Genomic DNA, 13,109 nt, shown 5'->3' with positions numbered 1-13,109 from the left:
ATAGACCAGCGCGCTTACGCCGCGCGGATGTTCGCCATGAAGCGGTCGAGTTCCTCGCGCAGCCGCGAGCTCTCGACCGACAGCGAGCGGGCCGAGTTCAACACCTCTTCGGAGGCCACTCCCGTCTCGGTGGCGCCGCGGTTGACCTGGGTAACGCTGGAGGCGGCTTCCTGGGTGCCCTGCGCGACGTTCTGCACGCTGCGCGCGATCTCCTGCGTTGCCGCGCTCTGCTGCTCGACCGAGCTCGCGATGTTGGTCGCGATCCCGGAAATCTGCCCGATCGTGCCGCCGATCTCCTTGATCGCGGCGACCGATTCCTGCGTCGCGGCCTGCATGCCCGAGATGTGGGTCGAGATCTCGTCGGTGGCTCTCGCGGTCTGGCTCGCCAGCGACTTCACCTCGGCGGCGACCACCGCGAAGCCGCGGCCCGCATCGCCGGCGCGCGCGGCCTCGATGGTGGCGTTCAGCGCCAGCAGGTTGGTCTGCTCGGCGATCGCCGTGATCAGCTTGACCACGTCGCCGATCTCCTGCGCAGCGCGCGAGAGCTTGCCGATCCGGGCATCGGTCTGCTCGGCCTGACGCACGGCGGAATCGGCGATCTGGCTGGATTCCTTGGCGCGGCGACCGATCTCGTCGACCGACGCCGACAGCTCCTCGGTCGCGGAAGCAACCGACTGCATGTTGCTGGAGGCCTCCTCGGAGGCGCCGGCGACCTGGCTCGACAGGTTCTGCGTGGTCTCGGCAGTGCGGGTCAGCGTACCGGCCGCCGATTCGAGCTGAACGGCGGAAGCCGACACATTGGAGACGATCGAGCCGACGGCGGATTCGAATTCGTCGGCGAAGCGAATCAATTCGGTGCGCCGCGCCGCAGCGCTCGCCTTGTTCTGCGCTTCCTGGGTCGCAGCATCGCGCTCGGCCTTGGCGACCGCCTGGACCTTGAACTCTTCCACGGCGCCGGCCATCTCGCCGAGCTCGTCGCGACGGCCGAGGCCCGGCAGCACCACGTCGAAATTGCCGGCCGCAAGCTCGCGCATCGCCGCACACATCGCCGCGATCGGGCGCGAAATGCCCTTGCCGAGCAGGAAGGCCCACACCAGCCCGAGCACGAAGCTGCCCGCGGCAAGCATCAGGATCAGCTGCTCGGTTTCGCCGATCATCGAGTGCGATTCGTTCTCGAGCCGCTTCTGGTCGGCGAGCAGGTCCGACTTCATCGCCGCCGCGCCCTGGCTGATGGCTGCCGCGGATTCCGTCATCTCGACGGTCAATTCGTCGATCGACTTCGCACTCGCGATCAGCTTGGCCAGCGCCTCGCGGTACTCTTCAAGCAACCCGGTGATGTCCTTCACGCCCTGGGCGATACGCTCGTTCTTCGAGGTGATCCCCTTCACGAGATTGTCGGCGAATTTCAGCCGGGCGAGCGCGCTGGTGGCAACGGTCTTGTCGCCATTGACGACGAACGTGTTGACGGCGCCGGTGATCGACTGCAGCTGGTCGGCGACCTTCTTGGCGCCGAACTGAATCGACTGCAGCTCGGAATCGTCGGCATTGCTCGGCAGATCGTCGAGCTTGTAGCGCATCGACGTCGCACTGCGGACCAGCCTGTTCTGCGCGGTCTGCGCGCTCTCGTCCTTGATGCGGACGATCTCGGCAAAAATCTTGGTGAAGGCGCGAAATTCGCGCTCCAGCTTGGTGACCTGCTCAAGCCGGGCCGGATTGCTGGTGCCCTTCATCGACGCCACGATGGCGTCCTTCAGGCTGGCCTCGGCGGCGAGCGCGGCCTTGGCGTCGTCCTCCTTGCCGGTGGCGACGTAGTAGCGCGCCAGCGAACGGTAGGAGATCAATTCGCGATCGATGTTGCGGGCAAGGTCGGCTTCCGCGACGCTCTGGCGGTAGGAGCCGACACCGGCGGAGACCCGCTCGAAGCCCATATAGGCAAAGCCCATGGTGGCCGCCGACAGCGCCAGCGTGACGGCAAAGCCGAGCATGATCTTGGCTTGAAATCTGAGGGTTGGGAACCTGATCGACAGCGATCGCTTGAGTCCCGGCATTCCAACCCCCGTCTTCATTCTGAAAACCACGCGGGGTCCGGCAGCAACCCGCCCCAGCCCCAGAGGGCAAAACTAAGGCAGAATCAATAAGGCCCGGTAAATGGGCAACAGGGTCAGCCAATTCGGCGCGCTACTACCTTGGTCGGGCTCGGGGGGTGGGCAAGGTGATTGACGCGCGGGTCCGGCCCGATACTTTAGAACCGATCAAACCTGTCCCTGCCCGGGCCAGGAGAACACATCGGGAGGTGTCCCATGTCATCGCGTCGAGCGGCGCCGTTGGCGCTTGCGGCGAGCGCAGCTGCCGGCGAAGTCGCCCGGCCCATGACATTTCCCCTCACGACCTAGAAGGTACCGCCGGACCTGACCGCATCCAATCGCGGCATGGCCCGTATGTCCTTACGACCCGCGCTGTCACGACAGGCCGCGCCAAGAAAAACAAAAAATTCTGGTCAGGGAGAACGCCTTTGGCGAAGCGGAACGGCAGCGCCACCGACAGCATTGTCGTTGTGCAGGCAAAGACCGGCGGGCCGCGGCAAGCAGCCGACGAGATCGCACGCCAAATGGCGGCGGCTGATCTCGCCATGCTCGTGGTGTTCGTGTCGCCGTTCTATGACCCGAAGGAATTCATTGCCGAGTTGTCGAGGCAGCTGCCCGACGTTCCGATCTTCGGCTGCACCACGGCCGGCGAATTGTCGCCCGGCGGCTGGGACGAGGACAGCGTCGTCGCGATGGGCTTCAACGCCGCCGATTTCGTCATCGCGGCCCGGCCCCTGTTCGATCTCGCGACGTTCCGGGTCGATCATGGCCGCTCGATGTGCACCGAGTTGCAGAGCGAATTCGCGCAACGCACCGAGCATTGCGATCACACCGACGATTCCTTCGGGCTGCTCTTCATCGATGGCATGTGCCAGCGTGAGGAAACCATCATGTCGGCGATCTACGCATCGCTCGGCGACATTCCGGTGGTCGGCGGCTCCGCCGGCGACGGCCTGCGCTTCGAGAAGTCCTGGGTCTTCTACGGCGGCGAAGCCTTTACCGACGCCGCCGTCCTGATCCTGATCCGGACGCGGCTGCCATTCCGCACCTTCAAATGCGACCATTTCGAGCCGACCTCGACCAAGATGGTGGTGACCGAAGCGGACATCGAGCACCGTATCGTCAAGGAATTGAATGCCGAGCCTGCCGCGCTCGAATATTCCCGCGCCGTCGGCCTCAGCGACAGCAAGCTCGAACTGTTCTCGTTTGCCGCGCATCCGGTCCTGGTCCGCGTCGGCGGCGCATATTACGCGCGGTCGATCCAGCGAACCAATCCCGACGGGTCGCTGCAGTTCTTCTGCGCGATCGACGAGGGAATGGTGCTGACGGTGGCGCGCGAGCGCGACCCGATCGACGTGACGAGCCGCCTGCTCAAGGAGCTGACCGAGGATCTCGGCGAGGTCTCGATGTTCATCGGCTTCGAATGCGTGCTGCGCCGGCTCGATGTCGAGCAGCGCCAGCTGTCGCGGGAGATGTCGGAGCTCTATCGCCGCAACAAAGTGATTGGCTTTCAGACCTATGGCGAGCAGTATCGCTCCATGCATGTCAACCAGACGCTGACCGGCATCGCCATCGGCAAGCGGGCTGTCGCGCCGCAATGACCGACAGCAAGACCACGCGCATTGCGGCCCTCGAACGCGAAGCCGAGAAGCTGCGCAAGATCAACGCGGCGCTGATGTCGCGCGTCGAACGTTCGACCGACCAGCAGCTCAATGCCTTTTCTCTGTTCGAGACCGCGATTGCGCTGGATCAGCAGGTGCGCGACCGCACCCAGCAGCTCAAGCAGGCGCTGCAATCGCTGGAAAAGACCAACGGACGCCTGCTGCAGGCCAAACAGCAGGCCGAGGCCGCAAGCTCGCTGAAATCATCGGTGCTGGTTTCGGTGACGCACGACCTGTTGCAGCCGCTCAATGCAGCGCGACTGACCCTGTCCGCGCTGACCGAGATGGCCAGCGAGCCCAAGAGCGTCGCGCTGACCGACCAGATCGACCGTTCGCTGGCGACGCTGGAAGACATGTTGCGGACGCTGCTCGACATCTCGAAGCTCGATGCCGGCGTGCTCAGGCCGGAATTCGGTCCGGTCGCGATCGCCTCGCTGTTCGAGCCGCTGCAGCAGGAATTTGTGGCGACCGCCGCCAAGCGCAACCTTGGCTTCCGGATCATGCCGTCGTCGGCGGTGGTTCGCTCCGATCAGCTGATGCTGCGCCGGATCCTGCAAAACCTTGTGGCCAATGCGCTACGCTACACCCAGCGCGGCACCGTGCTGATGGGATGCCGCCTCAAGGGCGACGACATCTGCATCGAGGTGCATGACACCGGGCCAGGCATCCCGGAAGCCCAGCGCGAAGCCATCTTCGTCGAGTTTCAGCGCGGCGACGCCGGCGCCGGCGACAAGGCGGGCATCGGGCTCGGCCTTTCGATCGTGCGGCGGTTTGCCGATTTGCTCGGCCACAACATCAGGCTGAGTTCGCGCGCCGGCAAGGGCTCGGTGTTCTCGGTCACCGTGCCCCGCACCTTCGATCCGGTTGCGATCCCCGTACGCGAACAGGCCAGCGTCGACTATCGCTATGGCGGCATGGAAGGCGCCAAGATCCTGTTGATCGAGAACGACCTCTCGAGCGCCGAGGGCCTTGCCCATCTGCTGGAGAAATGGGGCTGCGACGTCGCCGTGACGATCTCCAAGACCGAGGCGCTCGAGCGCATCCACGCGCTGGACGGCATCCCCGACGCCATCATCGCCGACCTGCACCTCGACAATGGCGAGACCGGCATCCAGGCCGTCGACGTGATCCGCGGCGAAATCAACGCCAAGGTTCCGGCGATCATCGTGACCGCCGACTACTCGGCCAAGGCCGCCTCCGACGTCTCGGCCTTCGGCCACGAATTGCTGAAGAAGCCGATCAAGCCCGCCGAGATGCGCTCGCTGCTGTCGTTCCTGCTGGCGGCGGAGCAGTCGAGCGCGCGGCTATGATCAGAGCGTTTTCAAGCGAAGTGGATACCGGTTCGCGTGAAGAAAACGCGTCAAGATAAAAACCTAGAGCCCCGTTCCGATTCCATCGGAACGGGGCTCTAGACGCTATGCGACGGCGGCGAAGCCGTCACCGGCGCATGGTCGTGCTTGCCGAAATCCAGTTTCGACAGCGCGATGATGGCCTCGGTCCGGCTGCGCACGCCGAGCTTCCGCAGGATCTCCGAGACGTGCACCTTCACGGTGGTGACCGAGATGTCGAGCTGATAGGCGATGTGCTTGTTCTGCAGGCCGCGGCAGATCATGTCGAGCACGCGAAGCTGCTGCGCGGTGAACTGGCCAAGCTGCTGCACCAGTTGCTTGGTGTCGGCCTGCCCCTTCCGTGCGGCGGCCGAATCGCGGAAACGGGTCGGCAGGCACACCTCGCCTTCGAGAATGCCGCGCAGCAGGCGCGCCAGCTCGAGCTTCGGCGTCGACTTCGGAATGAATCCGGAAATGCCGAGCGAGATGGCGCCGCCAATGATCCGGGAATCGTCATGCGCCGACACGATCACGAGCGAGCTACGCGGCGCCGCGGCCCGCACCCGGTAGGCACCGAGCAGGCCCGTGGTTCCCGGCATCGACAGATCGAGCAGGATCAGGTCGAGGCCGTCGCGCGCGGCGATCACGTCAAGCGCCCCATCGATCGAGGTCGCCTGCAGCACCTCGGCGTCGGGAAACTCGGCCCCGATCACACCGATCAGGGCGGCACGGAACAGCGGGTGGTCCTCGACGATCAGCAGTCGAGGCGCACCCGCCTTGTCGAGCGGCGGCTCGTCCGCCAGGGGCGCGGTCGTGGTCAATGCTGCGCCGTCCTCCCTTGGATGCTCATGACAGCCATTGTGCGCACGACGTTATCTCAAAGCCGATCGTCAGCCTATAGGCGGATAGTCAAGGCGCCCGCCTCGCAGTGCAGCAAGCCTACGGTGCCTTCTCTGCCTTCGCTCCCGCGCAGGCGTCAGGAACCGGGAGCGGAATCTTGCCGAGCTCGATGATCGCCTTGTTGCGGCTGAACAGCTTCAGCTTGCGCAGGATCTCGGTGACATGTGCCTTCACCGTGGATTCCGCGAGCTTAAGCTCGGAGGCGATCTCGCGGTTCTGCAGGCCGCGGATGATCAGATGCAACACGCGAATTTGCTGCGGCGTCAGCTTCTGGATCCGCTCGCGCAGCGTCCGCGCCGTCTCGGACTGATCCAGTGCGCCGACCGCGACGAAATCCCGCGGCGCCGAGACCGATCCGCTCAGCACGCGTGCGATCGCCTGCGAGAGCTCGCCGAGCGAGGTCGATTTCGGCAGATAGCCGACCGCACCCATTTCCAGCGCCTCGCGGATGGTGTGCTTGTCTTCTTCACTGGAGACGATGGCGATCGGCAGCCGCGGATAGCGATCCCTGATCTTCTGGAAGCCGGAGAAGCCGACGACGTCGGGCAGCAGCAGATCGAGCAGCGCGAGGTCGATATTCGGCTCGCTGGCGAGGATGCCAAGGGCCCCCTTGATCGAGGTGGCCTCATAGATCCGGGCATCGGGATGCGAGATGCGGATGGCGTTGCCAAGCGCCTCCCCAAACAGAGGGTGATCGTCGATGATCAGGAACCCCATCATGAGGACCCTCGCATTGCTCGAGCCTTTTTCCGTTCCGATTGAATCGGAACGGGGCACTCGATTCATGTTCTGACGCGTTTTCTTCACGCGAACCGGTATCCACTTCGCTCGAAAACGCTTCTATTGCGGATCGCAGCAGCTAGTTCGACCCGCCGGGATCCTGCACACTCTGCAGATAGGCATATACGTTTCTGAGCTCGTCGTCGCTGAAGACGTCCTTCCAGGCCGGCATGCCCTTGGCCGGCCGCCCGTCATGGACCGTCTTCCAGAATGTCTGTTCCATGTCATCAGCATAGCGCTTCTTGAGCAGCCTGAGGTCGATCTTTCGCTCGGCCTGCACCGCGTCCGGACCGTGGCAATGGGCGCAGGTTCCGTTGAACACCTCCCGGCCCGCATTGGCGTCCCCGGCAGCCGCGGCGGTTTGCACCGGCTTCTCGGCCGCCGTCGCCTGCCCGACCGTGACCGGCTCGCTTGTCCCGACGGACGATATCGTCGCCGGGGCCATTTGGCCAAACTTCACGGGAGCGCCGTTCGGCACACCATATTTGGCAAACAGGGCCGAAATCTCCGGCTGCAGCGACGGCAGCACGCCGTCGACCTCATCGCGCAGCGCGCCGGAGGCCTTGGCGAAGCCGACCGCGGTCGCCCAGAGCAGGCTGTCGCCCTCGGTCGACACGATCTGGTACTTGTCACCATAGGTCGTCTTGTTGAGCCAGCCCGCCACCGGCGCCCAGATGAACGCGATGTCGACCTTGCCCTGTTCGAGGGCCGTCATGCCCTCCTCCGGGCTGAGCACGGTGACCTTCTGGATATCGTCGCGCATCGCCAGCAGGTTCTGCGGCGTCGATTGATATTGCACCGCAACCCGCAATCCCCTGAGGTCGTCGATGCCGGCGAGCTTGCGATCCTGCGCGCGATCCCTGGCGCCGACCAGCGCATAGCCTTCATGGGCGATCGGCTTGGAGAAAATCACCGCCGGGCCCATGAAATCGTCGATCAAGGGCAGGCCGACCATGGCGTCGCACTGCTTGGCGAGCAGCGTCTCCCGCACGGTGCGCTTGCCGAAATAGGACTTGTACCAGTTGGTGCTCACCGCGCGGCCGAGCTTCTGCGCCACCGCTTGGCCGATCTCGAGATAGAGGCCGGGCTTGCCCGGGTCGTCGCTCGAGAACGGCAGATTGGTCGGGTCGGCGCAAAGCCGCAGCGGCGGTTTTGTCTCGTCGGCGCCGGCCGCGAGGGCCGGCACCATAAGCAAGGCGGAGAGCAGCACGGTCCGGATTGCATGTTCCAACCGCGTGTTGCGCGAGGGGGTGCGCAGTTCGTTTCGGGCGATGCAGGACAGGGACAATGCTGCCTCCTTGACGATCGTTATTGCAGGGCGAACACGAACAGCGAGCCGCCTTCGGGCGCCGCGGCGACCATCTTCTTGCCGATGTCACCGAGGAAAGCCGGCAGCGCGGCAGTGCGTCCGACCACGATCGCGACATATTGCTTGCCGTCGACCGAATAGGTCACCGGACCGGCGCCGATGCCGCTGCCGAGGTTCTTGCTCCACACCACCTTGCCGTTCTTGGCATCGATGGCGCGGAAGTCGCCGTGCAGATTGCCTGAAAACACCAGATTGCCGCCGGTCGTCAGCGTGCCGCCGTTGAAGGGCAGGTCTTCCTTGATGCTCCACACCTTCTTGTTGGCCACGGGATCCCAGGCCACGAGTTCGCCGAGGAAGCCGCCGGGACCAGGCTTGGTCGGGAATTCGGCGCCGAGATAGAACACGCCGCGCTTGTAGTTCACGTCACTGACCGACCAATCCATGCAGACATTGTTGCTCGGGATGTAGACGAGGCCGGTCTGCGGGTTGAACGACATCGGCTGCCAGTTCTTGCCGCCGATCAGGTTCGGGCAGATGTCCTTGGCGGGGTGGCCGGGCCCCGGACGCTTGTCCGGATCCTCTTCCGCCCGCATCGTGTTGATGTCCCACTTCTTGGCCCAGTTGGCGAAGACGTACTTCTCGGCCGAGATCACCTTGCCGGTTTCGCGGTTGGCCACGAAGAAGAAGCCGTTGCGGTCCGCCTTCATCAGAACGGGTGTTTCGGCGCCCTTGATCTTCAGGTCGGCGAGCAGCAGCTCGTTGACGCCGTCATAGTCCCAGGCGTCGGCCGGCGTGCCCTGGATGTGCCACTTGATCTTGCCGGTGTTGGGATCGATCGCCAGCGTCGAGGCCGTGTAGAGATTGGTCAGCTTGCCGAAATTGCCGTCGCCGGTGGAGCGCACGCCCGTATTCCACGGCCCCGGATTGCTGGTACCCCAGTAGACCGTGTCGGACTTGGCGTCGTAGGAGCCGACCAGCCAGGCGGCACCGCCGCCATGCAGCCCGGTGTCGCCCTTCCAGGTGTCGCTGCCGGGTTCGCCGGGCGCCGGCACCGTGAAGGTCTGCCAGAGCAGCTTGCCGTCCTTGAGGTTGAAGGCCTGCAGCGAGCCGCGGACGCCGTATTCGCCGCCGCCGAAGCCGGTGATGACCTTGTCGCGGACGATGAGCGGCGGCGAGGTGATGACTGAGCCCTGCTTGTAGTCGACGACCGTCGAGGTCCAGAGCTCCTTGCCGGTCTCGGCATCGAGCGCGGTCAGCTTGCCGTCGAGCCGGCCGACGAAGATCTTGCCGTCGGCATAGGACACGCCGCGGTTATTGACGTCGCAGCAGGCGTATTGCAGCACATCGTCAGGAATATCCGGCTGCCAGGTCCATTTGCGCGCGCCGGTCGCGGCATCGATCGCATAGACGTATTTCGGACCCCAGGACGTCGACACATACAGCGTCTTGCCGATCACCAGCGGCGAAGACTCGTTGGAGCGCAGCGAGGCCAGCGACAGCGAATAGACCAGCTGCAGCTTACCGGCATTCTCGGAATTGATCTGCTTCAGGGGGCTGAAGCGCGTATTGCCGTAGTCGTGGCCGGCGATCGCCCATCCGTTCGGATCGGACGCCGCGTTCACGACGGAATCATTGGCTTTCGACGCGCCAATGCTTGCCATCACCATGGCGACCAGCGACACACCGGCAAAGAAAATCCCGCTCCTCAGCTTCATTGGCTTCCTCCAATATGGTTTCGTTGCCGCGATGGATGCATCGCGCGCGCGGATCGATACCCAATTTCATGAACCAGCGATCTTCTGTCGCTGCGTCGGCGATGAAGATGACAGCAACGCTTTTGCGTCGTTATAGGCGGAAGGTAGTAGCAATCGCGGCGGCGATTTTGGCGCGCCGCAGGCAGCATTGATCTGCCGAAAACCGCTTGCACTGCGGGGTGATTTCATCGCGCCGGAGCATGCTCCCGGCAGCTTGCAAATTGCCCATTGAACGGCTGCCTGCTAGGATCGGAAGTACAGCCCGGCGCCTTCACGACAGGGCCGCACCTACGACTTTGATCGCGGTTACGTCCCATATGAAGCGTGGTCTACTGGGCCCATAACGAAGCTATTGGGAGAAACGCGTGTCTACAGTCAAACTGACGGTAAACGGCAGGGCGGTTTCGGTCGACGTCGAGGACCGAACCCTCCTCGTGCATCTCTTGCGCGAAAACCTCAACCTCACCGGCACTCATGTCGGCTGCGATACCAGCCAGTGCGGCGCCTGCGTCGTCCATGTCGATGGGCGGGCGGTCAAATCCTGCACCATGCTGGCCGGCCAGGCGGCGGGCTCCAACGTCACCACGATCGAAGGCCTCGCCAAGGGCGACGAACTGCACCCGATGCAGGCGGCGTTCCGCGACAATCACGGCCTGCAGTGCGGCTATTGCACCCCCGGCATGATCATGTCCGCGGTCGATATCGTGCACCGCCATGGCGGCAAGCTCGACGAGGAAACGGTCCGCCACGAACTCGAAGGCAACATCTGCCGCTGCACCGGCTACCACAACATCGTCAAGGCGGTGCTCGACGCAGCCGGCCGCATGAAGGTCGCGCAGGCCGCCGAATAGCCGGCCCACGCAGTACACACGATCAAGCTCATCACCGCCGGTCTCGATGGAAACGGCGGCAAATCGAATCTCCGTCGGGAGGACTAGACTATGGGTGTTGAAGGAATTGGCGCACGCGTCGTGCGCAAGGAAGATCGCCGGTTCATTACCGGCCAGGGACGTTACGTCGACGACGTCAAAATGGTCGGCATGAGCTACGCTCACTTCATCCGCAGCCCGCACGCACATGCCAAGGTCAAGGGCATCAACTCCGCCGAGGCCATGAAGATGCCCGGCGTGATCGCGGTGCTGACCGGACAGCAGATCGTCGACGACAAGGTCGGCAATCTGATCTGCGGCTGGGCCATCACCTCGAAGGACGGCTCGCCGATGAAGATGGGCGCGTGGCCGGCGATGGCGCCGGAGACCGTGCGCTTTGTCGGGCAGGCGGTCGCGGTCGTGATCGCCGAGACCAAGAACCAGGCCAAGGACGCGGCCGAAGCCGTCGTCGTCGACTACGAGGAGCTTCCCGCGGTGGCCGACGTCAGGGCCGCGATCAAGCCGGGCGCACCGCAGCTGCATCCCGAAGCCCCCGGCAACATCGTCTATGACTGGCACATCGGTGACGAAGCCGCGGTCGGCGACGCCTTCAGCAAGGCCGCCAACGTGGTGACGCTCGAGCTCACCAACAACCGCCTGGTGCCGAACGCGATGGAGCCGCGCGCGCGATCGCACAATATGACCAGGCCGAAGAGCACTACACGCTCTACACGACCTCGCAGAATCCGCACGTCGCCCGCCTCGTGCTGTCGGCATTCTACAACATCGCGCCGGAGCACAAGCTCCGCGTGATCGCGCCCGACGTCGGCGGCGGCTTCGGCTCCAAGATCTACATCTATCCGGAAGAGATGGTGGCGCTGTGGGCGTCGAAGAAGGTCAATCGCCCGGTGAAGTGGACCGGCGACCGCTCCGAGGCCTTCCTCACCGACGCGCATGGCCGCGACCATGTCTCGAAGGCGGAGATCGCGTTCGACAAGGACAACAAGATCCTTGGCCTGCGGGTGAAGACCCACGCCAATTTCGGCGCCTATATGTCGCTGTTCTCCTCGGCGGTGCCGACCTATCTCTACGCGACGCTGCTGTCGGGCCAGTATGTGATCCCGGCGATCTATGCCGAGGTGATCGGCGTCTACACCAACACCACGCCGGTCGACGCCTATCGCGGCGCCGGCCGTCCCGAGGCGAGCTATCTGCTCGAGCGGATGATGGAGACGGCGGCGCGGCAGCTGAAGGTCGATCCGACCGAGCTGCGCAAGAAGAACTTCATCAACCAGTTCCCGTATCAAACGCCTGTGATCATGGCGTATGATGTCGGCGACTTCCACGCCTCGATCGATGCGGCGATGAAGGCAATCGACTATGCCGGCTTCCCGGCCCGCAAGGCCAAGGCGAAAGCCAGTGGCAAGCTGCGCGGCATCGGCGTCTCCTGCTACATCGAGGCCTGCGGCATCGCACCGTCGAAGGCGGTCGGCAGCTTAGGGGCCGGCGTCGGCCTGTGGGAATCGGCCGAGATCCGCGTCAATCCGGTCGGCACCATCGAGGTGCTCACCGGCTCGCACAGCCACGGCCAGGGCCACGAAACGACGTTCTGCCAGATCATCGCCGAGCGGCTTGGCGTGCCGATCAGCCAGGTCTCGATCGTCCACGGCGACACCGACAAGGTGCAGTTCGGCATGGGCACCTACGGCTCGCGCTCGATCGCGGTCGGCGGTGCGGCGATCGTGAAGGCGATGGAGAAGGTGGAAGCCAAGGCCAAGAAGATCGCGGCGCACGCGCTCGAGGCTTCCGAGAGCGACATCGTGATCGAGAACGGCGAGTTCAAGGTCACCGGCACCGACAAGGCGATCGCGCTGCCGATGGTCGCGCTCGCGGCCTACACCGCGCACAATCTGCCCGACGGCATGGAGCCCGGCCTGAAGGAGACGGCGTTCTACGACCCGACCAACTTCACCTTCCCGGCCGGCGCCTATATCTGCGAGCTCGAGGTCGACCCGGGCACCGGCAAGACCACCTTTGTCGACTTCGTGGCAGCGGACGATTTCGGCCGGCTGATCAACCCGATGATTGTCGAGGGCCAGGTCCATGGCGGCCTTGCGCAGGGCATCGGCCAGGCGCTGCTCGAGGGCGCGGTCTATGACGACACCGGTCAGCTCGTGACCGCGTCGTTCATGGACTATACCATGCCGCGCGCCGACGACCTGCCGTCGTTCCAGCTCTCCCACACCACGACGCTGTGTCCGGGCAACCCGCTCGGCGTCAAGGGCTGCGGCGAAGCCGGCGCGATCGGTGCTTCCGCTGCCGTGATCAACGCGATCACGGACGCCATCGGCAACAACAAGCTGGAAATGCCGGCGACGCCCGATCGCGTCTGGCACGCCATTCACGGTTGAGGGAGGAAGAGCC

9 protein-coding genes and 1 pseudogene are annotated in these 13,109 nt (G+C 64.4%); 5 read left to right on the top strand and 5 right to left on the bottom strand.

The features are described 5' to 3' along the window. Positions 1 to 14: 14 nt before the first annotated feature. The gene (locus H8B02_RS04755) at positions 15 to 2,048 is read right to left on the bottom strand and encodes a methyl-accepting chemotaxis protein (RefSeq protein ID WP_229165101.1); all 2,034 of its coding nucleotides are present in this window, start codon (positions 2,046 to 2,048) and stop codon (positions 15 to 17) included. A 464-nt stretch (positions 2,049 to 2,512) separates the two neighbouring features. Here H8B02_RS04755 and H8B02_RS04750 point away from each other — a divergent pair, with 464 nt between their 5' ends. Together H8B02_RS04750 and H8B02_RS04745 are read left to right on the top strand one after the other, a co-directional pair. Further along, on the top strand, positions 2,513 to 3,685 hold the full coding sequence (locus tag H8B02_RS04750; RefSeq protein WP_229165100.1) for an FIST N-terminal domain-containing protein: 1,173 nt from the start codon (positions 2,513 to 2,515) through the stop codon (positions 3,683 to 3,685). After that, positions 3,682 to 5,055 carry an ATP-binding response regulator gene (locus tag H8B02_RS04745; RefSeq protein WP_229165099.1) on the top strand — a complete coding sequence of 458 codons (1,374 nt, stop codon included), beginning with the start codon at positions 3,682 to 3,684 and terminating at the stop codon, positions 5,053 to 5,055. The genes H8B02_RS04750 and H8B02_RS04745 overlap by 4 nt, the downstream gene beginning before the upstream one ends. A 98-nt stretch (positions 5,056 to 5,153) precedes the next feature. Here H8B02_RS04745 and H8B02_RS04740 read toward each other — a convergent pair whose 3' ends face one another. From H8B02_RS04740 to H8B02_RS04725, 4 genes are all read right to left on the bottom strand, one after another. Then, positions 5,154 to 5,894, bottom strand: a complete 741-nt coding sequence (locus tag H8B02_RS04740) for a LuxR C-terminal-related transcriptional regulator (protein WP_229165098.1) — start codon at positions 5,892 to 5,894, stop codon at positions 5,154 to 5,156. 118 nt (positions 5,895 to 6,012) lie between these two features. Next, the gene (locus H8B02_RS04735; RefSeq protein ID WP_092121932.1) at positions 6,013 to 6,693 is read right to left on the bottom strand and encodes a response regulator; all 681 of its coding nucleotides are present in this window, start codon (positions 6,691 to 6,693) and stop codon (positions 6,013 to 6,015) included. A gap of 139 nt (positions 6,694 to 6,832) precedes the next feature. Then, positions 6,833 to 8,041 (bottom strand): c-type cytochrome, encoded by a 1,209-nt coding sequence (locus H8B02_RS04730; RefSeq protein WP_229165097.1) that lies wholly within the window; start codon positions 8,039 to 8,041, stop codon positions 6,833 to 6,835. Positions 8,042 to 8,061: 20 nt separating this feature from the next. Further along, positions 8,062 to 9,729: a PQQ-dependent dehydrogenase, methanol/ethanol family gene (locus tag H8B02_RS04725; protein WP_312000609.1), complete on the bottom strand. Its 1,668-nt coding sequence runs from the start codon at positions 9,727 to 9,729 to the stop codon at positions 8,062 to 8,064. Here H8B02_RS04725 and H8B02_RS04720 point away from each other — a divergent pair. From H8B02_RS04720 to H8B02_RS04710, 3 genes and pseudogenes are all read left to right on the top strand, one after another. After that, complete coding sequence (locus tag H8B02_RS04720) at positions 9,713 to 9,913, top strand: hypothetical protein (protein ID WP_229165095.1); 201 nt, start codon at positions 9,713 to 9,715, stop codon at positions 9,911 to 9,913. The genes H8B02_RS04725 and H8B02_RS04720 overlap by 17 nt on opposite strands. A 268-nt stretch (positions 9,914 to 10,181) precedes the next feature. Next, a complete protein-coding gene (locus H8B02_RS04715; RefSeq protein WP_097675807.1) occupies positions 10,182 to 10,667 on the top strand; it encodes a (2Fe-2S)-binding protein in 486 nt (161 codons plus the stop codon). 90 nt (positions 10,668 to 10,757) lie between these two features. Beyond that, a pseudogene (locus H8B02_RS04710) lies at positions 10,758 to 13,096 on the top strand (xanthine dehydrogenase family protein molybdopterin-binding subunit). Positions 13,097 to 13,109: the final 13 nt, after the last annotated feature.

It is taken from the genome of Bradyrhizobium altum, assembly GCF_020889705.1.
GTDB classification, from domain to species: domain Bacteria; phylum Pseudomonadota; class Alphaproteobacteria; order Rhizobiales; family Xanthobacteraceae; genus Bradyrhizobium; species Bradyrhizobium altum.
Note: the sequence above shows the minus strand (reverse complement) of the source record. Positions and strands in the feature narration are given on the sequence as shown.